Origin of the sequence: Mesorhizobium sp. UC74_2, from assembly GCF_042701485.1 — a bacterium.
GTDB lineage: Bacteria > Pseudomonadota > Alphaproteobacteria > Rhizobiales > Rhizobiaceae > Mesorhizobium.
In genome coordinates this window covers 4,440,474-4,463,873 of the sequence record NZ_CP170562.1, presented here as the reverse complement: position 1 = coordinate 4,463,873, position 23,400 = coordinate 4,440,474, and the positions used below count along the sequence as shown (strand labels likewise).

The following is a 23,400-nucleotide window of genomic DNA, read 5'->3' as shown; positions in this document are numbered from 1 at the left end:
GAAACGGGTGGCGGCGATCGGCTCCGGCCGGCACACATCGCGCGCAAAACCGATGATGGAGCCTGCCTGAAGATGAGTTGTGATTGTACCGATGCCATGCCGCTTCTCGAGCGCATGTTCGAAGTCGAACTGGGGTTTGTGAATTCGGACGAGAAGGATGTTTCAAGCCGGCGCAGGGCTTTCCACCCGGATGTGGTCGTCCACGAACCCGCCTCCCTGCCTTATGCCGGCGACTGGAGGGGGCTGGAAGGCATTGCCGGCCTGCTCGGCCGCATGGGCGAGGTCTGGAGCGACATGGCGGTCGCGGACATGACGGCGGCCCGCGTCGAGGACACCGTCTTCATGTCCTGCACGCTGCGGCTTACCTCGCGCGCCACCGGCGCCGTCATTGAGCAGCCCTTCGCCGAGGTCCTGCATTTCAGGAACGGGCTGCTTCTCGACGGCACGCCGTTCTATTTCGATACCGCGGCGATCATCGCGGTCATCTGATCAGGCGGGCGGTGCACTGGATGCGAAGCTGCCACGCGATGATAGTCTGGTGTCCTTGCGCCTGATACAGCCTGGCGATGGCGGCTTCGCTGGATTCACTTTGAACCGGAGCTCGTCGTCGACCCGCTCGCGACTGTGCGAGCGTGAATGTCATGGTTCGGCTACTTCATCGATTGCAGAGCCTTGTGATAGCTCCAGGTGGAACGGTCACCGCGCAGTTTGAGATAGACGTCGTATTTGATGCGGTTCTCGGCGACGCCGTTCCAGATGCGTGTGCACAGTGTTTTCGAAAAGCTGTTCAAGGGAATGTGGTTGAGGGCAGCGATGCGATGCTTGTCCTGTTGCGGCGTGTTGCGGTCGACATTGCCCGCGCAGTCCTCGATCGCAGCTTTTCTGAATGCGGGGTCGGTACGCAGCTTGGTCTGCAGCCCCTGCCATTTCTCCGGCGTCGTGCGCGGCTGTGTCGAAGTGCATCCGGCAACGCACAGGACAATGCCGATGAAAGTCGCGAAACGGATCATCTGAAGTCCCCCTGGTGATAGCTTTAATCCAAGCCCGTCTGGTGCGGAAGTGATCAGTTGGGAGCCGGGGCCGGATATCGAGCATCGGCCATCCTTGGTTGCTCCGCCATACCCCTGCCGGTATGGTCCGCGCGGGCGGTTTGATTCTCGGAGAGTGATCCGAATGCCCTTCTACAAAAAGCTCCTGATCGGACTTGCCGCTGTCGCCGTGGTGGCCACCGTCATTGTCGGCACGGTGTTCTATTTCACCAGCGGCATCAGCGACGCCGCGACCGACTTCTTCGCCACCACCGCCAGTTCCGGTGCCGCGGCCGGTTACAGGAAGGCGGCGGGTGGCTTTCGGCAAGCCGTTTCGGAGCAGGAGTTCGAGGCCATCGCCGATCGTCTCGGCCTTGCCAGGTTCAAGAGCGCGTCGTGGCCGACACGCGAGATGCAGAGCGGCCGCGGCAAGGTCGTCGGAACCGTGACGCTGGAAGGCGACGTCACGCTGCCGGCCACCGTCAATCTGGTCAAGAACGAGGCCGGCCAATGGCAGGTGTTCAATTTCGAGCTGACGCCTCCGGGCGCCAATCCAGGCCAGCAAGCTGAACAGCCGAAGCAAGCCGAGCCGCCGAGACAGGCCGAGCAGACGCCGCCGGCGAAGCCACAGGCGCCGAAGACCGCCGAACAGAAGATCGAGTCCACCGCGCAACCCGGTGACAGGATCAGCGCCAGGATCGGCGACAAGGACTGGTCGTCGTCCGGAACCGGCATGATCGCCGTTGCCCTGGGCAACGTCCTGCTGGTCCAGACCACGCCCTCGGTACAAGGCGACGACATCGACCTCACCACGCTGAAGCTGCAGTTCGACGCGACCTCGCTGCAGGAACAGACGTTGGCGCGCGACTGCAACGCCAATGGCCCTTGCATCGAACTCAGCCGCGACAGCCATGAATTCCTGATCGACCGCGCGTCGAAACAGCCTGCGCTGCTCAGGATCACCAGGGTCGATGGCAACGCCATCGAAGGCACGTTCTCCGCCGACATGGAATCGCTGAACGGCAAGGCGACGATCCGCGACGGACATTTCCATGTGACGCTGAAGCCTTGATGCTGCCTTGATCGAGCGTGTCGACCGCTCCCGATGGGCCAATGCCCGCGACAGGCCAGGCTCGTGACAGGCCAGGCTCCTGACAGGAATGCGCAAGTCCTCGTGTTAAGGTGCATCAATTCGTCAAGCACCTGCCGTCAGAGGAGGGTTTCACCACGTCCAGGATCAACCGCCGCACATTGCTGCTTCAGTCAGGTGGCGTCGTTATAGCGACGACCGTTGAAGCGATCGCCCGTGATGCTCCACATCAGGAACCAAGCGCTGAACTGGCTGCGCTGATCAAGGCGCACGGGGCGGCATACGCGGCACTGCGCAGAACCGTCGACGAAATCGGCAGCCGCGGCAGCCTCTTCGACAATGCCTGTCGGATTGAAGAAAAGGCGCTGGTGGCCGTCTGCGCCTATCCTGCGATCAGCGAGGGCGACCGCCTGGCCAAGGCCGCCTACCTTCTGGAGATCGAGGCTCGGGGCGAACTCGACCTGCCGCAGCACACGCAGGCACTGCTCCGTTCGACGCTATGGACGGGCTAGGCTGCAGCAGCGAGGCAACTGCACGACGACGCGCAACCGCCGGAACTTGTCGGCAAGCTGTCAGCCGGGCGAATGCCGCGCCGGCTACATCCGCGAGTGGCGCGGGCGGCGGATTTCCCCGCGCTGGGTACCGATCGCCATTTCGAAACTGTCGGCGATCCGGCGCGCCCGGACGATGAAGGCGTTCGCGGCCCCGGGTGAGCAGAGCTCTTTCGCGGTCGCCTCAAAGAGTGCCAGCCAGCGGTCGAAATGTTCGTTTTCGAGCGGCAGGGTCAGGTGCGGCCGCATCGGGCGGCCATTGTAGCGACCGCTGCGCAAGATCACCGATGACCAGAAGGCGGTGATGTTGGCGATGTGCTCGTCCCAGTCATGCACGGCTGCGGCGAAGATCGGGCCGATCAGGTCATCCGCGCGGGCACGCTCGTAGAACGTGCGCACAAGACGGGCGATCAGCGCCTCGTCTATGTCAGGATGAGCGGGGTCGGTGAGGGGATTTTCGCTGCTCATGTCCGGCAGTCTAGCGCTTGGTGGTGTTCGCCTGCATTTTGCATATTGTCACAGCCGGCAGAACCATGCTCGACAGCATATGCCTCACCGGACGTTCAGGAGGCTTTCCGGCCCGCATCGGCCGTCAACAGTCGGCGGATCGACGGTGCACTCTGCCTGGCGGCGCTGGAAGGCTGACCCTTTCGCCATTCCGCTGCAGCGGGCAAGTAACGGAGCCGGGATGCGCCATCGGCAACAGGGTTGACCTTGCACCCGGCAGGGCACCGAGCGCGAACCACAGCAGAGACACCGACTTGGACAAGGGCTGGCAGCGGATCGGATCAACCATCTCGCAGTTGTTGTCGGATGGCGTCGCCGACGCCGGCGCCGTGGCCAATGCGATGCTGCTGGTCGAGTTCGGCGAGGGTCGTTATCCGCCGCCCACGGAGGTCGGGCCGGGCTATTGGCCGACCGTGAACTTCTCCTGGGACATCGAGCCGGATCCCATCGCGATCGAGGTGTTTGCAGACAGCTTTGAATTCTACAGGTTTTTCGATGGCGGCACCGAGATACGGGAGATGAAGCACGCTTCCTCGGATGCATTGCCGCGCGAACTGGTGGAAATCCTCGATCCGATACTGCGCCAGACGCTTCCTGGTCGTCGATCTGCCGGCTGAGTATCCGGCATGAAAAGATCGAAATTATTTCTTATGATAGACAGTGTATCGTGCTGAATGAAAAGTAAAGCTTTCAAATTTTGGGAAAATAAATGAGGTATGTTCACGTGCATTGGCGGCTATACGGTGAGCATAGGCCGGCCGATATGTTTTACGAGATAGATGATGATGAGGTAGAAAATAGAAAAGTTGAAAGATACATTTGTGGAAAAATGGATATTGCCGGACCGGATATAGAAACTGGAGAGAAATGGATTTCGGGGGATTATTTTCCTGCTCTGGAGCAAATTAACAAGGATACTCAATTCGAAGCGAAGGAGATTTCTGAAGCCGAATTTAATGAGGTTTGGGATTTGGCGATTTTGAATTTGAGAAGGAGTGGGAGCGTATAGCAGGCGAAGATACGTCTGCTGAACGCACGTTCATTTGAAGAACGGTGCAAATCCTCCATCCGATCCTGCGCTAGACGCGGGCCGATGGTCAGCGCAGGCAGTCGCGACGGCTGTTCCGGCTGCGCGCGGGGTGATAGGTGGTTGGGTATGGTTCGGGGGCGGACGGCATGAACGAGTATATGAGATCGACGCATACACTTTATGCGTTTGCGCTGTTGTTCGGCCTGACGCAGAGCTTCGATGCCCTCGCGCAAGGATACACCGCCAATCAGGCGCTGATGAAATTGCTGCTTTCGGCGCTCGTTGGGACGGCAATCACATTTGGCTTCGCCTGGGTCCTGCTCGGCATCCGTCGAAAGCAGCACCTGGCGACGCTGGTGACGAACTGGATATTGGCCATTGGCAGCGGGCTGAACCTGCTCGGGATCGGCCTGCAGGTGATCTTCAACATCGAAACGAGCTGAACCGGTCCACCTTGTCTTTGGCGCGTGCAGCGTCTTCCAGGCCATGGCAAAAGCCAGCCAGAAGGGTTTCAGATGGTCTTTTCGGAAGCAGGATTGTGGGACGAACTCAACCAGGGCCGGGATCGCATGTCCGTGCCGCAACGGAAGCTGTGGGACACGGTGAAAATCCCTCCCGCCCTGTGGCAGCTGCGCGGCTATGAGCCGTGCTGGGTCGTCGGCCTGATCGGCGCCACCGTGCTCTACTACAACCATCTGGAGAACGGTTTCAATCGGTCGCCATGGACGCAATTCGGCGTCATCGACCAGTACCAGGCGCTGGACTGGGATCTGGAAACGCTGCTTGAGCACCAGCTTGCGGTCCTCGCGGCTGGCAGCGACACCGGACCATGGGCTGGCGAGCCCCAGGCCGGCGAGTATCTGCCTGCAAGCCGCAAACCTGTGCCGTAGAGGGAGGATCATGGAAAACCCGGATCGCGAACGGGCCGTCAAATGGCTGCCGGTGGACGACGTGCCTCACAGTCCCTGCCACGTGTGGAGGGTGAGGACGGACAATGATTTCGAGGCCGTCGTCGAAGGCAGATTCGTCGGCGACGACCGCACGCTGCAGATTCAATTCGCTGGCCTGGAGCGGATTTCGGCCACCAACGATATGCTCGGCATGGGCATGACCGTGAGAGACACGTCGGCTCTGCCGATGCTGGACGGCGACTCCTATCGCTGGCCAACCATAAGAATCGAAAATTCCGAATGGGTGGGCCTGTTTTTCAACGACTGCCAGCATTTCGTGCTGCTCAGCCTGGAGTGTACGGTCGAGGTGGTGGCAAGGTGTGCAAGCGCATGCTGGCTCGCGGCGGCAACGCCGGCAGAGGGTTGAGATGGAACCTTCGCGGGTGAAGAAGGCGACGGTTCGCGTCCTCGTGATAAACCTCTGCTTTTGGCTGGCCGCGACGCTGTTCAATCTGCTGCTGCAGGATCAAAACGGCGTCGCGATGTCCTTCGTTTTCGCGATCGTTTTTTCCGCATTGTTCGGCGGCATATTTGCGATCTCCGATCTGTTCCACAAGATCGGGCCGGACACGCTGCGAGGTGTTTTCTACGCCTCCCTGGCAGGGCTCCTGTCGACTTTCCTGGCTTTGCTGTTCTCCATGCAAGCCTTTCAGTTCAGGCCTGGCATGCTGACGGGATCGCCTCGTCCAGCTTCCGAAGCAATATTGGTTGGGCTGGCCACGTATGGTCTCAGCCTTGTTGTCTTCGCCTTTGTCTCTTCTTTCCGGGAGGTCGAAAAGGTGGCGACGAGATCAGCGAACGCGATGGAACGGATCATGCAGGTATCGATCGCTCACGAAGCCTTTCCGAGGATCGGGACAGTCTTGAACCCAGCAGTCTTCTTCGACGGCGAGGATGCTTTCGTCTGCTATCGGACGTCCGAGCGCGCGGAGGCTGGGAACGTTGTCCTGAAATTCGGCGACGTGATCGATTTCCGGATGAATCCGGAGACCGTCGAAGGCTTGAAGACATTCAGATACCCCGTTGCGCCCTGGGCCTTCAACGAGGTCGTCGGCGCCGAGGAAACAACCAGGTGGCAGGTGCTCGATCCGCGGTTCTGGGTTATCTCCTTCAACGATGTGACGCTCGAAATCGTCTTCGAGACGGTGTCGCTGATCCATCACGGTGAGGAGCGCTGCCCACCGGGCACGACCTTGCTGAAGGTTCTGGGTGGATCTTGAGGATTGATCTTTCCGGGTTTGATCAATGAGTGTTATTCAAATAGACGGAAATGAAGTATGGGGCGCATCGAGCCGACTTATATACGACATTTTAGAATATTCGATAAGAATAAATGGGAACAGAGAATTCTTGCTGGATTTCAAGAAGCAATATGATTTCGGGTATAATTCGATATCTCTCGAGGATATCGGAGTCGGTGAGATCGAATTGTTTAGAGATCTAATTCGTTCATATATAGATGAGAGGCAATTTTGTCGCTTCGGTGAGGCCGTGGAGGATCGTGAGGAGCTAGAATCTGTGTTGGAAGATCTGGTTTCAGCTATAGATAATTTGTTGCATAGGCGGTTCAGAATTCCGCACTAGTCTTCCTGTTTGCGAAATATTGTCACGGCTCTTGGTTTTGGCGCCTTAATGGTTGCATGCGCCAACGCTTCACGTCTGGAACCCCTTTTAATAGCGGACCGCTCTAGCGGAAACGCGGGGTGGATTGATGTGTGGACAGATAAATCTCCACCTCAAGTCAAGCGGCCGATCTTATGGCAGACCCGAGGGAGAAGTGGTGCCGCTTGCGTGACTCGAACACGCGACCCCATCATTACGAATGATGTGCTCTACCGACTGAGCTAAAGCGGCCCGGCGGGCTCGAAGCCCGCAAGATGGCTGCGTGATAGCCGCAAGCCCCGGCAAATTCAAGATGGGTCATCGCCGATTTTATGCGAAAGCCGTGGGGTTGCCGACGGCCGTTGCGATGGTGCGACAATGGTGTTGCCTTCTCCCCCTGCGGGAGAAGCTGGATCAGCAACGGCGGCTTTGCCGCCGGAGCAGCGACGGGACGGATGAGGGGTGCTGGAAGAAATGAGGCGAGGCCAGCGACTCGCATCGATCCATAGGAGGAAAGCGCCCCTAGGCCGCCAGCCTGGTCTTCGCTGCCTCGTATTCGCGCACCAGCCGTTCGACCAGTTCGGCGGCCGGTACCACGCCGTCGACGGCGCCGATGCCCTGGCCGCAGCCCCAGATCTCCTTCCAGGCCTTGGCGCTGCCGAAATCCATCTTGGAGGGGTCGGAGACCGGCAGGTTGTCCGGGTCCATGCCCTGCGCGCGGATCGAGCCCCTCAGGTAGTTGCCGTGCACGCCGGTGAACAGGTTGGAATAAACGATGTCGGCCGCCCTGGAGTCGACGATCATCTGCTTGTAGCCGTCCGTCGCGCGCGCCTCGGCCGTGGCGATGAAGGGCGAGCCGATATAGGCCATGTCGGCGCCCATCGCCTGCGCCGCCAGCACCGCGCCGCCATTGGCGATGGCGCCGGACAGAAGCAGCGGCCCGTCGAACCATTGCCGGATCTCCTGCACCAGCGCGAAGGGCGACAGCGTGCCGGCATGGCCACCGGCGCCGGCCGCCACCGCGATCAGCCCGTCGGCACCCTTGTCGATGGCCTTGCGCGCATGGCGGTCATGGATGATGTCGTGCAGCACGATGCCGCCATAGGAATGCACGGCCTGGTTCACTTCCTCGACCGCACCCAGCGAGGTGATCACCACCGGCACCTTGTATTTCACGCAGAGCTTGAGGTCGTGCTCCAGCCGGCCATTCGTCTTGTGCACGATCTGGTTGACGGCGAAGGGGGCGGAAGGCCGTTCGGGATGCGCCGCGTCGTGGCGGGCCAGCTCCTCGGTGATCTCGGCCAGCCAGTCGTCGAGCTGGGCTTCGGGGCGCGCGTTCAGCGCCGGAAACGAGCCGACGATGCCGGCCTTGCACTGCGCCAGCACCAGCGGCGGATGCGAGATGATGAACAGCGGCGAGCCGACCACCGGTATGCGGACGGTCCTGGTGAGAATGTCTGGCAGCGCCACGCGTCAGCCTCCCTTGAAATTGACGTTTCCGTAAACGTCAATTTCATAGCGCAAGCCGGACACCTCCGCAATCGTCGCGCCCGCCCGAAAATCAACAGGGTTTTGCAACTGGCGCAACGTGTCACCGGTACGCGCCGGAACCCGAAGCATAAGCAGGGGCGCGCCGGCCATCGGCTCCGGATTTGCCATCGATTTTGGCAGGGCGGGACGGGAAACCTGCAGAGATTGCTTCCCGAAAGCCACGGTTGGCGGCAAAAATGCGAATAATAGACGCTGCTTAGGGGCAAATGGCGGCAGCCGACCGTTGATTGATCGTGTTCCGGCGGCTAACCATCAGCAAAATGTGACCGCCGCCCGGAAGGAAATCGATTTGGACCCGATCGAAAAGGCGATCCGCAACGCCTTCGAAAAAGGCAACCCCGACGATCGCGCATTCCGCGAGCGGGTCTACCGTTCGGCTTTCGCCGCCCTCGACCGTGCCTTGCTGGCCAATCCGAACGTCACCGTCGAGGTGGCGATGAAGCGCCGCAAGGCGATGCAGGCCAAGATCGCCGAGATCGAATCGGAATTCCTGCCGGCGGTGCCGGGCGTTGCACCAGATGTGAATATTGGGGTCGAACTTGGTGACCGTGCGCCCGCTGCACCGGCCCAGGCTGCGCCCAGCCAGAATGGCGGCCGCGTCGAGCCGTCGCTCGGGGACGCGCCGCGCTCGCGCGTGCTGCCGGTGGTGCCCGACATCATTCCCGAAGGTGCCTTGCCGCCCTCGGCGGCGGAGGTCGCCCTTGCCGGCACACCGCAGGTCTCGCCGGACCGCAAGCCGCGCCGCATCGGCCGCCGCCTGCCGCTGACGGCGATGTTCTTCGGCGTCACCATCCTCGCTTTGATCGGCATCGGCCTGTGGTGGGCAATGCAGTCCAACGCCTTCAAGACCAGCGAACAGCTCGGCCAGCCACCGTCGCCGACACCGACGGTTTCCGACGAGGACTATGAGCCGGACGCGGCCGGCAAGCCGAAGCTCTCCAGCGAGACGCAGAACCGCAACTGGATCAGCGTCTTCTCGCCGGCCAACCCGGCGCAGGTCGCCACGCCTTCGGATGCGAAGGCGGAAGTGATGAAGGACGATTCCGGCGCCTTCGTGCGCGTCACCTCCGGCGCTTCCGGCTCGGCCGTCTCCTTCGACGTCGGCCAGGGCGTGCTCGAGAAGATCGCCGGCAAGCATGCCGTGTTCGACATCATCGCCCGCGCCCAGGACGGCAAGGAAACGCAGATGTCGGTCGACTGCAATTTCGGCGAACTCGGCGACTGCGGCCGCAAGCGCTACGCCGTCGGCAACCAGCGCAACGAATATCTGTTCGACGTGCAGATGCCCGCCAAGCGCCCCGGCTCCGCCGGCACCATCGCCATCAACTCCGACTTCGACAAGCAGGGCAAGTCGGTCGACATCTACGAGATCCGGGTGTCGGTGACGGAGTAGGGGGCGGCCTGGTCCTTTTGCGGGAGCGCGCTTCTTGCCATTGTTTGCAGACGGCGCGCCTATCTCCCCCCTTGCGGGGGAGAAAGCAATTTCAGCATCTTAGACGAGCACGCCCGCAGGGCGGCGCAGGCTAAGTGCTAGAAATTGCAAGAGAGGGGATTTGCCGGGCAATGCGTCAGCCAGTTACGCCCTCACGCCGTGGCTTTGCCCGTTCGATGCGAGCCGACGCGACGAAGGCCGAGAACATTCTTTGGCAAGCGCTGCGCAACCGTCAGCTCGATCGATTGAAATTCAAGCGACAGGTTCCGCTCGACGGCTACATCCTTGACCTTGCCTGTTTCGAGGTAAAGCTGATCGTCGAAGTCGATGGCAGCCAGCATGCAGATTCGCAACAGGACGGTGTCCGCGACCGGCATTTCGAAGGACAGGGCTTTGGCATCCTTCGTTTCTGGAATGACGAGGTGGAGAAAAATATCGACGCGGTGTGCTTGGCGGTTCGGCAGGCTGCGAAGGGGCGCGGCTGAATATCCCCTCTCTTGCGATTTCTAGCACTTAGCCTGCGCCGCCCTGCGGGCGTGCTCGTCTAAGATGCTGAAATCGCTTTCTCCCCCGCAAGGGGGGGAGATAGCGCGTGCCCGCGTCCCATAGTCAGGAGAAGCCTCAATCTAGCAGTGCCTGCAGCGTCTCGTGTCAGGCGCTTTCGGCACTCTGATGAAAGGGTGTGCCTTCCAGTTCGCCGTTGAGCAGCCCGTGAAGTTCGATCAGGCTTTCGCGCACGCGCGGCAGCTGCGTGGCCTCTGCTACCAGTTTGTTCTCGTAGCCGGCATCCAGCATCGACTGCACCAGATCACGCAATTCGGCCTTGTCGCTGTCCGCGACCTTGGTCAGGTCGCCATGGTTGTAGCCGTGGTCGTAGCTCTGCCTGATCTCGAGGAGATAGGGACGGGGGCCGGCCCGGTCGATCCACCAGTCGATCATATGCATGGTGATGCTGCGGTTCAGACCCCAGACCTTCCCGGTCTTGCTGAAACCAAAGACACTCAAGACAGTGAACCTCCAATCCTCATGGGCATTTCAGCACAGGACGCATCTGGCCATCCGCACTCCGATCAGCTCAGCCGATCAGTCCTCATCCTCGCGAAGCAGGCGGTCGAAGTCTTCAGGCGGCATGCGCCGCAACTGCCTGCTGAAGTCCGGATCGAAGTGCCGGTCATTGGGGTCCATGCCATGGCGGTCGCTGGACCTGCGGCCCACGGCCGAGACGAATTCGGCTATCTGCGCCGCCTTTCTGGCGCGCCTCTGGTCCACATTCAATCGGATGCGCGATTGCTCCGGCATCTGCCCTCCGTCCACTGTCCGGTGAACATACCTGAATTCGGCCAGCAGAAGCCAGCCTGTTGCCTTGGCTCGCGGAGGCGCGGCGCCTCTATCTCCCCCCTTGCGGGGGAGAAAGCGATTTCAGCACCTTAGTGAGCATGCCCGAAGGGCAGCGGAGCTAAGTGCTAGAAATCGCAAGAGAGGGGACATTCAGCCGCTGCCCCTTGCAGCTTGCAGAATTGCCGAGCACACCGCGTCGATGTTCTGTTCCACCTCGTCGTTCCAGAAGCGAAGGATACGGAAACCCTGTTCCTCAAAATGCCGGTCGCGGACGACATCTGCCTGAGAATCCGCATGCTGGCTACCATCCACCTCGACGATCAACTTCACCTCGAAACAGAGAAAATCGAGGATGTAGCCATCTAGCGGTACCTGCCGCTTGAATTTCAATCCATCGAGCCGACGGTTGCGCAGCGATTGCCAAAGCAGGTTCTCGGCCTTCGTCGCATCGGCGCGCATCGAACGGGCGAAGCCACGATGGGAAGGCGTAACAGGCTGACGCATTGCGGGCATATCCCCTCTCTTGCGATTTCTAGCACTTAGCCTGCGCCGCCCTAAAGGGCGTGCTCGTCTAAGATGCTGAAATCGCTATCTCCCCCGCAAGGGGGGAGATAGCGCGTGCCCGCGTCCCATAGTCAGGAGAGGCCTCAATCCAGCAGTGCCTGCAGCGTCTCGATGCGGTCGGCCTCCGCCGTCGGCTTGTCCCAGCGCAGGCGGGAGATGCGGGGGAAGCGCATGGCGACGCCGGATTTGTGGCGGGTCGAGCGGTTGAGGCCCTCGAAGGCGACTTCCAGCACCAGGCCGGCGGTGCGATCGGCGCGCACCGAGCGCACCGGGCCGAAGCGCTCGATGGTGTTGTCGCGCACATATTTGTCTATTCTCTTCAGCTCCTCGTCGGTGAAGCCGAAATAGGCCTTGCCGACCGGCACCAGCTCTTCCGCGCCTTCCGGTCCCGACCACACCCCGAACGTGTAGTCGGAATAGAAGGAGGAGCGCTTGCCATGGCCGCGCTGGGCATACATCAGCACCGCGTCCACCGTGTGCGGGTCGCGTTTCCACTTGAACCACGGACCTTTCGGGCGGCCGGCGACATAGGGCGAATCCCAGCGCTTCAGCATCACGCCTTCGATGATCGGGTGCGGCGGGTTGCTGCGGCTCACTTCGAGATCCGCCCAGCTTTCGAACGCCACCAGCGGCGACAGGTCGAAGCGGGTCGGATCGAGCGTCTTGATAAAGGCTTCCAGCCGCGTGCGCCGTTCGCGCAAGGGCAGGCCGCGCAGGTCTTCCTCGCCGAGCTGCAGCAGGTCGTAGCAGCGCATGAAGGCAGGATACTGCGCCTGGATCTTCGGCGACACGCTCTTGCGGTTCAGCCGCTGTTGCAGGTCGGAGAAAGTGCCGGTGGCGCCGGGCGCGCCGACCAGCAGTTCGCCGTCCAGCACCGCCTCGAAGTCGATCGCATCGGTGAGGTCCGGGAAGGCGCCGGCGACATCCTCGCCGGTGCGTGAATAGAGCCGGCGCACGCCGCCTTCGGCGGCGGCCTGCACGCGGATGCCGTCCCACTTCCATTCGGCGGCGTAGCCGGCAGGCTCCAGCTTCTCGAAATCCTTGTCCTCGACCGGATGCGCCAGCATGACGGGACGGAACAGCGCCTTGGCGGCGCGTTCCGGTTTGCCGGCCTTGCCTTCCAGCCAGGCGAACAGCTCGCTGTAGGGCGGCGTCAGCCCGTGCCACAGCTCCTCGATCTCGGAGACGTCGACCGGTCCGAGATCGGCCACCGCCTGCTTGGCGAGCCTGGCCGAGACGCCGATGCGCAGGCCGCCGGTGACCAGCTTGATGATGGCGAAGCGCGCCGAGATGCCGGCGCTGTCGAGCAGGCGGGCCAGCACCTTTGGCCCGTCGGAGCGGCTGGCCGCCTGCAGCCGCGCCACCACCTCGCCGAGCGTCGGCACATGGTTGGCGCGCGCGGCGGGATCGGCCGGCCACACCAGCGAGACGGTCTCGGCGAGGTCGCCGACATAATCGTAGGAATAGCCGAACAGCACCGGGTCCATGCGCTCGGTCACCAGCGCGCGCAGCATGGCGGGCTTCACCGCCGCGATCGACAGGTCGCCGGTAATCGCCGCCAGCGCCAAGCCCCGGTCGGGGTCCTCGACGTTGCGGAAATAGTCGGTCAGCAGTTTCAGCTTGCCGTTGCGCGCAGGCGTCAGCACCAGCCGGTCGAGCAGTTCGGCGAAGCGGTTCATTGCCCTTCGTCCTCGTAACCGATGAGGTGCAGCGGTTTTGCCGTCAGCCCTTCCAGCTCGCACCAGCGCACCAGTGCTTCCTCGCGGCCGTGGGTGACCCAGATCTCGCCCGCGCCGGTCTCCCGGATGGTGACCGCCAGCTCGTCCCAGTCGCCATGGTCGGAGATGATCAGCGGCAGCTCGACGCCGCCCTGCTTGGCGCGCTGGCGGATGCGCATCCAGCCCGACGCGAAGGAGGAGACCGGGTCGGGGAAGCGCCGCGCCCAGCGGTCGGCAAAGGTCGACGGCGGGCCGATGACGACGGCGCCGGCAAAGTCGGTCCTGCTGCCGCTCTCCACCGTGGCCGGCTCCAACGGGCCGAGATCGATGCCCTGGCCCTGGTAGTAGTCGGAGATCTTCGTCATGGCGCCGTGGATGTAGATCGGCCGGTCGTAGCCGGCATCGCGCAACAGCCGCATCACCCGCTGCGCCTTGCCCAGCGCATAGGCGCCGACCAGGTGCGAGCGCTCCGGAAACTGCTCGACCGAGCGCAGCAGCTTGCCGATCTCGTCTTCGGCGGGTGGATGACGGAACACCGGCAGCGCGAAGGTCGCCTCGGTGATGAAGACATCGCACGGCACCACCTCGAAGGCGGCGCAGGTCGGGTCGGGCTGGCGCTTGTAGTCGCCGGAGGCAACGATGGTCAGCCCGTTGTGGCGCACCGCGATCTGCGCCGAGCCCAGCACATGGCCGGCCGGGTGGAAGGAGACGCTTACGCCGTTCAGGCTGATCGTCTCGCCGAGCCGGGCGGCCTGCGTGGTACCGGCGAAATCCGCGCCATAGCGCAGCGCCATGATGTCGAGCGTCTCGCGCGTCGCCAGCACCGAGCGGTGGCCGGACCGGGCATGGTCGGAATGGCCATGCGTGATCAGCGCGCGGTCGACCGCACCGACCGGATCGATGAAGAAATCGCCGGGCGGGCAATAGAGCCCCTGGGGGCGGGAACAGAGCAGGTCGCTTGGGCGCATGGTCTTCAGGATAGGTCATCGCCCGCCGGATGAAAGATGCTCCTGACAAGGCTGCTGCCAGATTTGTCAGGAGGCCGGCGGGATTGCAGGTGCGTCCTTCGAGGCTCACTTCGTGAGCACCTCAGGATGAGGACCGTTGTGCAGCTCACTTCGCGAAGGCTCAGGATGAGGACCACCGTGCAGCTCACTTCGCGAAGGCTCAGGATGAGGACCGTTGTGCAGCTTCGCGGCGAAAACTGTTTCCGGTGTCCTCGCACGTCCGTTCGCGATCTTCCCGGTTGGTGGAGGACGCGGTGCGGGGCAATTCTTCGGCGTTGCAGAATGAAGGCGTCTTGCACGACGGCCCTCATCCTGAGGTGCTCGCCCGCACATCAGCTGAAAGCACAGCTCGGTCCCTTGCCGGGCGAGCCTCGAAGGACGCACCAAAACGGCGGCAGGTGCGTCCTTCGAGGCTCGCTTCGCGAGCACCTCAGGATGAGGACCCTCGTGCAGCTCGCTTCGCGAGAGCTCAGGATGAGGACCGTTGTGCAGCTTCGCGGCGAAAACTGTTTCCGGTGTCCTCGCACGTCCGTTCGCGATCTTCCCGGGGACGCGGGTGCGGGGCAATTCTTCGGCGTTGCAGAATGAAGGCGTCTTGCACGACGGCCCTCATCCTGAGGTGCTCGCCCGCACATCAGCCGAAAGCACAGCTCGGTCCCTTGCCCGGCGAGCCTCGAAGGACGCACCAAACGGCGGCAGGTGCGTCCTTCGAGGCTTGCTTCGCGAGCACCTCAGGATGAGGACCCTCGTGCAGCTCGCTTCGCGAGGGCTCAGGGTCGTCGTGCAGTTCGCCTTGCGGGAGGTGTGCCACCAGACAAGGGGGCTTGCGCGTGCCACCACTCTCCAGCTAGGGCGTGAACCCGTCGCTTCCTCGCCCCTTTCGCCGGGTTCACGATCGAAGCGCGCCGGAGATCTCTTCATGAAACCGCTACCCGCTTCGTCGGGCGACCTGCTTGCCGACCGCCGCGCTGACTACGCGGAGGCGCTGTTCGCCTCGCAGGACTATGCTGATGCCGCCGAGCTGATGCTGGGCGCGGTGGAGCTTGCTCCCGACTGGGCGCTCGGCTGGTTCCGGCTCGGCGAAATGCAGGAGGCGGCCGGCGATCTGGAAGCCGCGGCACTGGCCTGGACGATGGCGCTGAAGCTCGACCCCGCCGACCGGCCGGGTTCGGCGCTGAAGCTGGCGCTGATCGGCAAGGCGCCGCCGGCTTCAGCGCCGCCGAGTGCCTTTGTCGAGGCGCTGTTCGACCAGTACGCGCCGAACTTCGACACCGCACTGGTCGAAAAGCTCGGCTACCGCGTGCCGCAATATCTGGATGAGGCGATCCGCGCTGTGCCCGGGGCCGGGCGCCGCTTCCGGCTCGCGCTCGATCTCGGCTGCGGCACCGGCCTGATGGGCGAGAGGCTGCGCCCGATCGTCGAACGCCTCGAGGGCTTCGACATCTCCGCCGAGATGCTGCGCAAGGCCGAGCGCAAGGGCGTCTACGATCATCTCGGCAAGGCCGACCTGCAGCAGTTCGCCTACACGGGCACCGCACCCGATCTCGTCACCGCGGCCGATGTCTTCATGTATGTCGGCGCGCTGGAAACCATCGTCGCCACCGTCGCCGGCCTGCTCGGCGTCGATGGCCTGTTCGCCTTCTCGGTCGAGAAGCTGGATGCAGCCGGCGGCTTCGCCCTGCAGCCCTCGCGCCGCTATGCCCACTCCGAACCCTATGTCCGCGCCGTGCTCGCCGGGAACGGTTTTTCCGTGCTCTCGCTCGAAGAGCGCGTCATCCGCCAGGACCGCCGCGAACCGGTCGCGGGGCTGATCGTGGTGGCGAGGCGGTAGGCGAATTGAAAGGTCCAGCGGACCTTTCAAAAAAGACTGGGCGGTGCGAAGGCGGGACGCCCCCTATCTCTCCCCTTGCGGGAGAGAAAGCGATTTCAGCATCTTAGGCGAGCACGCCCGTCAGGGCGGCGCAGACTAAGTGCTAGAAATCGCAAGAGAGGGGATTTGTCGGCACATCGCGGACAAGGAGCTTTTCAAAAAACTTCTCAAACAAGTTATCTCGCAAACCCACGGCCCCTCAGCTGCAAATCCCCTCTCTTGGATTTTCTACGACTTAGCTGTGCCGCCCTGACGGGCGTGCTCGCTAAGACCGTGAAAATCCTTTCTCCCCGCATGGGGGGAGATAGGAGGCGCCGCTACCCGGCCCTCGGCTATGGCCTCGGGCGTTCGAGTCTTTTGAAAGGTCCACTGGACCTTTCAATTCGCCTGCGGCGAACCAGGCTCTCACCCCCCGCATGGGGGGAGATAGGCGCCGACGCAGCGCTGGAAATCGCAAGAGAGGGGATTTGCCGGCAACGCGTGGCACGTTACGCCTGTGCGACAATGGTTGAGAACACCGACTTGAGATCCGAAGCCCCGCTCCGTCCCCACGTGCTCCGCCCCGGCGATGCGGTGCGTCTCGTTTCGCCGGCCAGCACGCCCGACGAGCAGGCTGTCGAACAGGCGGTGGCCGTGCTGGAGCGCAACGGCCTGCGGGTTCAGCTCGGCCGGCACGTCTTCGACCGCTATGGTTATCTCGCCGGCCGCGACGAGGACCGGCTCGGCGATCTCAACGACGCGCTGCGCGACAGTGCGGTGCGGGCGGTCGTCGCCACGCGTGGCGGCAAGGGCGCCTACCGCATTGCCGACGGGCTCGACCTTGCCGCCCTGCGCGCCGACCCCAAGCCGCTGGTCGGGTTCAGCGAGATCACCATCCTGCATCTGGCGATGTGGGACGGCGCCGGCGTTCCCGGCATCCATGGCGCCTGCTGGAGCGCCGGCCAGCATGGCGAGCGCGCCGAACAGTCCTTCCTGCGCGCGCTGCTGACGACCGAGGCGGCCACCATCCATTGCGAGCCGCACGAGCCGACATCGGCATTGACCACCGCCGGCCGCGCCGAAGGCATCCTGCTCGGCGGCAACCTCGACATGATCGCGACGGCGGCAGGCTGGACCTTGCCGAGTCTGCAGGGCGCCATCCTGCTGCTCGAGGACGTCGACAAGGGGCTGGGGCATGTCGACCGCAACCTGACCCGGCTGCTGAAATCCGGCGCGCTCGACGGCGTCGCCGGGGTTGCGGTCGGTCAGTTCACCGGCTTCGCCAGTTCCAAAGGGGTGACGGTGGTGGAGCTGCTGCGCGAACGCCTGGCCCATCTTGCCGTGCCCATCCTGGGCGGCCTGCCTTTCGGCCATGGCGACAACCCCGTCGCCGTGCCGGTCGGAACGCAAGCGGTGCTGGATGCCTCCGACGGAACGCTGTCCGTGGCGGCGGCTGTGCGGTGAAACGGGGCAGTGCGCCTTTCTCTCCCCTTGTGGGGGGTGAGAGCCTGGTTCGCCGCAGGCGAATTCAAAGGTCCGGTGGACCTTTGAAAGGGCTCGAACGCCCGAGGCCATAGCCGAGGGCCGGGCGATTTCAGCATCTTAGGCGAGCACGCCCAGGGCGGCGCAGGCTAAGTGCTAGAAATCGCAAGAGAGGGGATTTGTCGCCGTGACATTGGCAATCTGCTTTTCAAGCTGCCCTGCTCGAGGGCAGAAAGCTCTCACCCGCGAAGCGTCTCATCTGAATATCCCCGCTCTTGGATTTTCTACGACTTAGCTGTGCCGCCCCAACGGGCGTGCTCGCTAAGATCGTGAAAATCCTTTCTCCCCCGCATGGGGGGAGATAAGAGGCGCCGGCCCTCGGCTGTGGTCTCGCGGATTCACCGACCTTTCCCGTGACCTCAGGCGAACCAGGCTCTCAGCCCCCGCAAGAGGGGAGATAAGGGCGGCCGCCGCCCAAGCCCCGCTTGTGGCATTCGGTTGCATCGGCTAGGAGCCGGTCGGGGATTGCAGATTTTTCAGCACCGGATTTTCGAGGGACGACCATGACTTTTTCCAGCGACACCGCCGCGCCGACCGGCATGTTGAAATACGCGCTGCTGTTCGGGTTGATGATGCTGTTCTGCCAGGTCGTCGTCGCCGTGCTGACGACCGTGCTGCGCTTCGAGACGCCGGCGGCGATGGGCATCATCGTCATCATGGCGAGCCTGGCCTTCGTCATGCAGAAGTTCGTCACCGACACCCGGCGCGCGCCGCTGTCGTCGGAGCGGCTGAGCCTCGCCACGCTGGGCGCCGTCGTCGCGGTCGTCGTGACGGCAGCACTGCAGGCGCTGTCGGCCCTGCTGCTGGATCTCGCCGGCGAACATGATGCGCTGAAGGACGTCATCCGCGAACTGACCGTCGGCAACGCCTCGCCCACGCTCACCTTCGCCGTTCTGGCCGCGCTGGTCTTCGCACTGACCTTCGTCATCATCTTCGCCTCCGCCGGCTTCCTCGCCCGCGGCGCGCTGAAGCGGCTCGACCGCGCGAAATAGGCAAGCGCAGGCGAGTGGCGCGAAACGCGAGGCGCGTTATCTCCCCCCTTGCGGGGGAGAAAGCGATTTCAGCATCTTAGACGAGCACGCCCGCAGGGCGGCGCAGGCTAAGTGCTAGAAATCGCAAGAGAGGGGATTTGCCCGCAATGCGCCAGCCAGTTACACTTTCAAGCCGTGGCTTTGCCCGGGCAATGCGCGCCGATGCGACGAAGGCTGAAACCCTTCTTTGGCAAGCTCTGCGCAATCGTCAACTCAACGGGCTGAAGTTCAAGCGGCAGGTGCCGCTTGATGGCTACATCCTCGACTTTGTCTGTTTCGAGGCTGGGCTGATCATTGAGGTCGACGGCAGCCAGCATGCGGATTCTCAGGCAGATGTCGTCCGCGACCGGCATTTTGAGGAACAGGGTTTCCACATCCTCCGCTTCTGGAATGACGAGGTCGAGAAAAATCCCGACGCCGTATGCTCTGCGATCCTGCAGGCTGCAAAAGGTCGAGGCTGAAAATCCCCTCTCTTGCGATTTCTAGCACTTAGCTCCGCTGCCCTTCGGGCATGCTCACTAAGCTGCTGAAATCGCTTTCTCCCCCGCAAGGGGGGAGATAAGCCGCCGCGCTTGTCCGCTACGGTAGTGTTCAACCTACACAATCCCGTCCACCAAAGACGATCCCGTTTCTCGGCCTTGCGCCTGGCGCGGCGCCTCTATCTCCCCCCTTGCGGGGGAGAAAGGATTTTCACGATCTTAGCGAGCATGCCCGTAGGGCAGCGCAGTCTAAGTCGTAGAAAATCCAAGAGAGGGGATCTTCAGCTGAGCGGTTCGCAAGTGAGCTGTTGTTCTGAACGCTGATTGTCAGCGGCGTGCCGGCCCCGGCCCTCAGCTATGGCCTCGGGCGTTCGAGCCTTTTTGAAAGGTCCACTGGACCTTTCAATTCGCCTGCGGCGAACCAGGCTCTCACCCCCTCTCTTGCGATTTCTAGCACTTAGTCCGCGCCGCCCTGCGGGCGTGCTCGTCTAAGGTGCTGAAATCGCTTTCTCCCCCGCAAGGGGGAGATACGAGCGCCGCGCCCGTTCGCTGCGCTGGCACTCAGCATAAGTCCATCCACCCCAAACCGATCCCCTTTTGTTCCATATTTCGCTTGGCCTGCGCCCGCGCCCGCGCTAGGTCTTGCCGGTGACCGCCAAACCGCGCCTCGTTGCTGACGACACCCTGCTGCCCGAACCCTTCACCCACTGGTTCGCGGCCAAGGGCTGGGCGCCGCGTCCGCATCAGCTGGAATTGCTGGCCAATGCCCATGCCGGCCGCTCCATGCTCTTGATCGCGCCGACCGGCGCCGGCAAGACGCTGGCCGGCTTCCTGCCGTCGCTGACCGAGCTGGCCAGCCGCCCGAGGCGTCGGCCCGGCGAGCGGCCGCGCGGCGTGCACACGCTCTACATCTCGCCGCTGAAGGCGCTGGCCGTCGACATCGAGCGCAATCTCGGCAAGCCGGTCGAGGAGATCGGCCTGCCCATCTCGATCGAGACCCGCACCGGCGACACGCCCGCCCACAAGCGCCAGCGCCAGAAGCTGGCGCCGCCCGACATCCTGCTGACCACGCCCGAACAGCTGGCGCTGCTGATCGCCGCCAACGGCGCCGACCGCTTCTTCGAGGACCTGCGCTACATCGTGCTCGACGAGCTGCATTCGCTGGTCACCTCCAAGCGCGGCCATCTTTTGGCGCTCGGCCTGGCGCGGCTGCGCAGCTTCGTGCCGGACCTCACGGCCATCGGCCTCTCCGCCACCGTCGCCGAGCCCGACGAGCTGCGCCGCTGGCTGGTGCCGCAGCCGCCGGGAGCTGCCCCCATGGCCGGCCTCATCACCGTCGCCGGCGGCGCCAAGCCGGACATCGCCATTCTCGATTCCCGCGAGCGCGTGCCCTGGTCCGGCCATTCGGCGCGCTACGCCATCCCCGAGATCTACGAGGCGATCCGCCGCCACAAGATGACGCTGCTGTTCGTCAACACGCGCAGCCAGGCCGAGCTTCTGTTCCAGGAGCTGTGGCGCGCCAATGAGGATGCGCTGCCGATCGCGCTGCATCACGGTTCGCTCGAGGTCGGCCAGCGCCGCCGTGTCGAACAGGCCATGGCCGACAACGCCTTGCGCGCCATCGTCGCCACCTCGACGCTCGACCTCGGCATCGACTGGGGCGATGTCGATCTCGTCGTCCATGTCGGCGCGCCGAAAGGCGCCAGCCGCCTTGCCCAGCGTATCGGCCGCGCCAACCACCGCATGGACGAGCCCTCCAAGGCGATCCTCATCCCGGCCAACCGTTTCGAGGTGCTGGAGTGCCGCGCCGCACTCGACGCCAACTATCTCGGTGCGCAGGACACGCCGCCGCTGCTTGCCGGCACGCTGGACGTGCTGGCCCAGCACGTGCTGGGCTCGGCCTGTGCCGCCCCCTTCGATGCCGACCTTCTCTATGCCGAGATCCGCTCCGCCGCGCCCTATGCCGAACTGACCCGCGAAACCTTCGACCGTGTCGTCGATTTCGTCGCCACCGGCGGCTATGCGCTGAAGAGCTACGAACGCTACGCTCGCATTCGCCGCACAAAAGAGGGCCTTTGGCGCGTCACCCATCCGCGCATCGCCCAGCAATACCGGCTCAACGTCGGCACCATCGTCGAGATGCCGGAGCTCAATGTGCGTTACGTGCGCCAGGGCCGCGGCATGGCCGGGCGCGGCGGCCCGGTGCTCGGCAAGATCGAGGAGTATTTCGCCGAGACCCTGCGGCCGGGCGACAACTTCCTGTTTGCCGGCAAGGTATTGCACTTCGAAGGCATCCGCGAGAACGAATGCATCGTTTCCAACGGCAGCGGCGCCAACATCATCGTGCCGAGCTATGCCGGCGGCAAGTTCCCGCTCTCCACCTATCTGGCCGAGCAGGTGCGCGCCATGCTGGCTGACCCAAAGCGCTGGCAGAACCTGCCCGAACAGGTCGCCGAATGGCTTTCCATGCAGAAGCTGCGTTCGGTGCTGCCGAAGAAGGGCGACATGCTGGTCGAGACCTTTCCGAAGGGCAACCGCCACTACATGGTGTGCTACCCGTTCGAGGGCCGGCTGGCGCACCAGACGCTCGGCATGCTGCTCACCCGCCGGCTGGAGCGCGCCAATGCCCGCCCGCTCGGCTTCGTCGCCACCGACTATTCGCTGGCCGTGTGGGCGCTGGACGACATGGGCGCGCTGTTCAAGGCGAAAAACCCGTCGCTGGCCGAACTGTTCGACGAGGACATGCTGGGCGACGATCTCGACGCCTGGCTGAACGACAGCTGGATGCTGAAGCGCACCTTCCGCAACTGCGCGGTCATCGCCGGGCTGATCGAGAAGCGTTTCCCCGGCCAGGAAAAGACCGGCCGCCAGGTCACCGTCTCGGCCGACCTGATCTACGACGTGCTGCGCAGCCACGAGCCCGACCACATCCTGCTGCAGGCCACCCGCAACGATGCCGCCACCGGCCTGCTCGATGTCAGCAGGCTTGGCCTGCTGCTCTCGCGTGTGCGCGGCCGAATCGTGCATAAGGTGCTGGACCGCATCTCGCCGCTGGCCGTGCCGGTGATGCTGGAGATCGGCAAGGAATCGGTGAATGGCGGCGCCAATGAATCGCTGCTGATGGAAGCGGCCGATCTGGTCGAAGAGGCAATGGGACCCCGATGAATTTTTCGGCGGCACGCGCGGCACAAGCCATCGGCGGCGAACCGGTAACGGTCGCCGGCGAGCGTGCGCTGTGCGATGCGCGCGGTGTCCTGTTCTTCCCCGACCTTGGCTTGCTTGCCGTCTCCGACCTGCATCTCGAAAAAGGCTCGTCCTTCGCCCGTCGCGGCGCGCTGATCCCGCCTTACGACACCGTCGCCACTCTAGCCCGCCTGGAAGCGGTGATCGCTGACTATCAGCCGAAAATCGTCGTCAGCCTCGGCGACTCCTTCCATGACGGCCAGGGCGCCGAGCGCCTGCATCCCGATTTCCGCCAGCGGCTGGAAGGGCTGATGGCCGGGCGCGACTGGTTCTGGATCGCCGGCAACCATGACCCGGAAGCCCCGGCCGACCTGCCCGGCGAAACCGTGCTGCAACTCGCGGTCGGCGCCGTGCTGTTCCGCCACGAACCGTCAAGGCAGCGCATCGAAGGCGAGATCGCCGGCCACCTCCACCCCTGCGCCCGCATCGTCCAACGCGGCCGCTCCGTCCGCCGCCGCTGCTTCGCCGGCGACGGCGGCCGCCTCATCATGCCCGCCTTCGGCGCCTACACCGGCTCGCTCAATGTGCTCGACCGGGCCTATCAGGGACTGTTCAGGCGCGAAACGCTGATGGCGTACATGCTGGGGGCGGAGCGGGTGTTTGCGATTTCGGGGGCGATGCTCAGGCCGGGGTAGGAGGGAAGCTGTTAGCTACCTAGTCGATCCCATCAGACACGAAAAATGGCGCTTATTAAGGCCACAGGTGAGCTTGCGTGGTTTGGGGCATAACGATGGGGATAGGAGTTAAACGAAATGAGAAATGCTGGTGTGGCTCGGGCCGCAAATTTAAGCTGTGCCATCTTGCCCGAGAAAGTCAGGCGCCAATCAAAGAATGGGAAGCTGAGAAAGCATTCCGCGACGAGTTCCGGAAACCGACCTGCTCTGCACC

At 63.4% G+C, this 23,400-nt stretch carries 26 protein-coding genes, 1 tRNA gene and 1 pseudogene; 18 read left to right on the top strand and 10 right to left on the bottom strand.

The window, feature by feature from the left end:
• Positions 1-72: 72 nt before the first annotated feature.
• Entirely contained in the window at positions 73-489 is a 417-nt protein-coding gene (locus tag ACFJIU_RS21650) for a nuclear transport factor 2 family protein (RefSeq protein WP_379063394.1), read from the top strand.
• A 161-nt stretch (positions 490-650) separates the two neighbouring features.
• Here the strand turns inward: ACFJIU_RS21650 and ACFJIU_RS21645 are convergent, their stop codons facing one another.
• Positions 651-1,010, bottom strand: coding sequence for a hypothetical protein (locus ACFJIU_RS21645; protein ID WP_379063392.1), 360 nt, complete (start codon positions 1,008-1,010; stop codon positions 651-653).
• A 163-nt stretch (positions 1,011-1,173) separates the two neighbouring features.
• On the opposite strand from ACFJIU_RS21645, the gene ACFJIU_RS21640 reads away from it, so the two are divergent.
• Together ACFJIU_RS21640 and ACFJIU_RS21635 are read left to right on the top strand one after the other, a co-directional pair.
• Positions 1,174-2,100, top strand: a complete 927-nt coding sequence (locus ACFJIU_RS21640; protein ID WP_379063390.1) for a hypothetical protein — start codon at positions 1,174-1,176, stop codon at positions 2,098-2,100.
• Between the two features lie 110 nt (positions 2,101-2,210).
• Positions 2,211-2,630 carry a hypothetical protein gene (locus ACFJIU_RS21635; RefSeq protein WP_379063388.1) on the top strand — a complete coding sequence of 140 codons (420 nt, stop codon included), beginning with the start codon at positions 2,211-2,213 and terminating at the stop codon, positions 2,628-2,630.
• Positions 2,631-2,714: 84 nt separating this feature from the next.
• On the opposite strand, the gene ACFJIU_RS21630 is transcribed toward ACFJIU_RS21635, so the two are convergent.
• Entirely contained in the window at positions 2,715-3,137 is a 423-nt protein-coding gene (locus tag ACFJIU_RS21630) for a group III truncated hemoglobin (RefSeq protein WP_379063386.1), read from the bottom strand.
• 17 nt (positions 3,138-3,154) lie between these two features.
• Between ACFJIU_RS21630 and ACFJIU_RS21625 the strand changes: the two genes are divergently transcribed.
• The 6 genes from ACFJIU_RS21625 to ACFJIU_RS21600 all read left to right on the top strand — a co-directional run bounded on the left by ACFJIU_RS21625 (position 3,155) and on the right by ACFJIU_RS21600 (position 6,376).
• Positions 3,155-3,793 (top strand): hypothetical protein, encoded by a 639-nt coding sequence (locus tag ACFJIU_RS21625; protein WP_379063384.1) that lies wholly within the window; start codon positions 3,155-3,157, stop codon positions 3,791-3,793.
• 146 nt (positions 3,794-3,939) lie between these two features.
• Positions 3,940-4,185, top strand: a complete 246-nt coding sequence (locus ACFJIU_RS21620; RefSeq protein WP_379063382.1) for a DUF6881 domain-containing protein — start codon at positions 3,940-3,942, stop codon at positions 4,183-4,185.
• Positions 4,186-4,352: 167 nt separating this feature from the next.
• Complete coding sequence (locus tag ACFJIU_RS21615) at positions 4,353-4,649, top strand: hypothetical protein (protein ID WP_379063380.1); 297 nt, start codon at positions 4,353-4,355, stop codon at positions 4,647-4,649.
• 72 nt (positions 4,650-4,721) lie between these two features.
• The gene (locus ACFJIU_RS21610; RefSeq protein WP_379063378.1) at positions 4,722-5,096 is read left to right on the top strand and encodes a hypothetical protein; all 375 of its coding nucleotides are present in this window, start codon (positions 4,722-4,724) and stop codon (positions 5,094-5,096) included.
• Between the two features lie 10 nt (positions 5,097-5,106).
• Positions 5,107-5,523: a hypothetical protein gene (locus ACFJIU_RS21605; RefSeq protein WP_379063376.1), complete on the top strand. Its 417-nt coding sequence runs from the start codon at positions 5,107-5,109 to the stop codon at positions 5,521-5,523.
• A 1-nt stretch (position 5,524) separates the two neighbouring features.
• Entirely contained in the window at positions 5,525-6,376 is an 852-nt protein-coding gene (locus tag ACFJIU_RS21600; RefSeq protein ID WP_379063374.1) for a hypothetical protein, read from the top strand.
• 558 nt (positions 6,377-6,934) lie between these two features.
• Here the strand turns inward: ACFJIU_RS21600 and ACFJIU_RS21595 are convergent.
• The 3 genes from ACFJIU_RS21595 to ACFJIU_RS21585 all read right to left on the bottom strand — a co-directional run bounded on the left by ACFJIU_RS21595 (position 6,935) and on the right by ACFJIU_RS21585 (position 8,399).
• Positions 6,935-7,010 (bottom strand) — tRNA-Thr (locus ACFJIU_RS21595).
• A gap of 270 nt (positions 7,011-7,280) precedes the next feature.
• The gene (locus tag ACFJIU_RS21590; RefSeq protein ID WP_379063372.1) at positions 7,281-8,228 is read right to left on the bottom strand and encodes an NAD(P)H-dependent flavin oxidoreductase; all 948 of its coding nucleotides are present in this window, start codon (positions 8,226-8,228) and stop codon (positions 7,281-7,283) included.
• A 3-nt stretch (positions 8,229-8,231) separates the two neighbouring features.
• Complete coding sequence (locus tag ACFJIU_RS21585) at positions 8,232-8,399, bottom strand: hypothetical protein (RefSeq protein WP_379063370.1); 168 nt, start codon at positions 8,397-8,399, stop codon at positions 8,232-8,234.
• A gap of 199 nt (positions 8,400-8,598) precedes the next feature.
• Here ACFJIU_RS21585 and ACFJIU_RS21580 point away from each other — a divergent pair, with 199 nt between their 5' ends.
• Together ACFJIU_RS21580 and ACFJIU_RS21575 are read left to right on the top strand one after the other, a co-directional pair.
• Positions 8,599-9,702: a hypothetical protein gene (locus ACFJIU_RS21580; RefSeq protein WP_379063368.1), complete on the top strand. Its 1,104-nt coding sequence runs from the start codon at positions 8,599-8,601 to the stop codon at positions 9,700-9,702.
• A 134-nt stretch (positions 9,703-9,836) separates the two neighbouring features.
• The gene (locus ACFJIU_RS21575) at positions 9,837-10,226 is read left to right on the top strand and encodes an endonuclease domain-containing protein (RefSeq protein ID WP_379063366.1); all 390 of its coding nucleotides are present in this window, start codon (positions 9,837-9,839) and stop codon (positions 10,224-10,226) included.
• A gap of 166 nt (positions 10,227-10,392) precedes the next feature.
• Here ACFJIU_RS21575 and ACFJIU_RS21570 read toward each other — a convergent pair whose 3' ends face one another.
• From ACFJIU_RS21570 to ACFJIU_RS21550, 5 genes are all read right to left on the bottom strand, one after another.
• Positions 10,393-10,746, bottom strand: coding sequence for a hypothetical protein (locus ACFJIU_RS21570; RefSeq protein ID WP_379063364.1), 354 nt, complete (start codon positions 10,744-10,746; stop codon positions 10,393-10,395).
• Between the two features lie 78 nt (positions 10,747-10,824).
• The gene (locus ACFJIU_RS21565; protein ID WP_379063362.1) at positions 10,825-11,040 is read right to left on the bottom strand and encodes a hypothetical protein; all 216 of its coding nucleotides are present in this window, start codon (positions 11,038-11,040) and stop codon (positions 10,825-10,827) included.
• 189 nt (positions 11,041-11,229) lie between these two features.
• Entirely contained in the window at positions 11,230-11,583 is a 354-nt protein-coding gene (locus ACFJIU_RS21560) for an endonuclease domain-containing protein (RefSeq protein ID WP_379073187.1), read from the bottom strand.
• Between the two features lie 143 nt (positions 11,584-11,726).
• Positions 11,727-13,322, bottom strand: coding sequence for a cisplatin damage response ATP-dependent DNA ligase (locus ACFJIU_RS21555; protein ID WP_379063360.1), 1,596 nt, complete (start codon positions 13,320-13,322; stop codon positions 11,727-11,729).
• Positions 13,319-14,329: a ligase-associated DNA damage response exonuclease gene (locus ACFJIU_RS21550; RefSeq protein ID WP_379063358.1), complete on the bottom strand. Its 1,011-nt coding sequence runs from the start codon at positions 14,327-14,329 to the stop codon at positions 13,319-13,321. The genes ACFJIU_RS21555 and ACFJIU_RS21550 overlap by 4 nt, the downstream gene beginning before the upstream one ends.
• Positions 14,330-15,287: 958 nt before the next feature.
• Here ACFJIU_RS21550 and ACFJIU_RS21545 point away from each other — a divergent pair.
• The 7 genes and pseudogenes from ACFJIU_RS21545 to ACFJIU_RS21515 form a co-directional block, all read left to right on the top strand.
• The gene (locus ACFJIU_RS21545) at positions 15,288-16,199 is read left to right on the top strand and encodes a methyltransferase domain-containing protein (RefSeq protein ID WP_379063356.1); all 912 of its coding nucleotides are present in this window, start codon (positions 15,288-15,290) and stop codon (positions 16,197-16,199) included.
• A gap of 561 nt (positions 16,200-16,760) precedes the next feature.
• A complete protein-coding gene (locus ACFJIU_RS21540; RefSeq protein ID WP_379063354.1) occupies positions 16,761-17,681 on the top strand; it encodes an LD-carboxypeptidase in 921 nt (306 codons plus the stop codon).
• A gap of 581 nt (positions 17,682-18,262) precedes the next feature.
• Positions 18,263-18,751, top strand: coding sequence for an ABZJ_00895 family protein (locus ACFJIU_RS21535; protein WP_379063352.1), 489 nt, complete (start codon positions 18,263-18,265; stop codon positions 18,749-18,751).
• Positions 18,752-18,897: 146 nt separating this feature from the next.
• Positions 18,898-19,251 (top strand): endonuclease domain-containing protein, encoded by a 354-nt coding sequence (locus ACFJIU_RS21530; protein WP_379063350.1) that lies wholly within the window; start codon positions 18,898-18,900, stop codon positions 19,249-19,251.
• 666 nt (positions 19,252-19,917) lie between these two features.
• Complete coding sequence (locus tag ACFJIU_RS21525) at positions 19,918-22,434, top strand: ligase-associated DNA damage response DEXH box helicase (protein ID WP_379063348.1); 2,517 nt, start codon at positions 19,918-19,920, stop codon at positions 22,432-22,434.
• Positions 22,431-23,147, top strand: coding sequence for a ligase-associated DNA damage response endonuclease PdeM (gene pdeM, locus ACFJIU_RS21520; RefSeq protein ID WP_379063346.1), 717 nt, complete (start codon positions 22,431-22,433; stop codon positions 23,145-23,147). Before ACFJIU_RS21525 ends, pdeM begins: the two co-directional genes overlap by 4 nt.
• Positions 23,148-23,242: 95 nt before the next feature.
• Positions 23,243-23,290 (top strand): annotated as a pseudogene (locus ACFJIU_RS21515) (SEC-C metal-binding domain-containing protein); the annotation flags it as partial.
• Positions 23,291-23,400 lie beyond the last annotated feature (110 nt).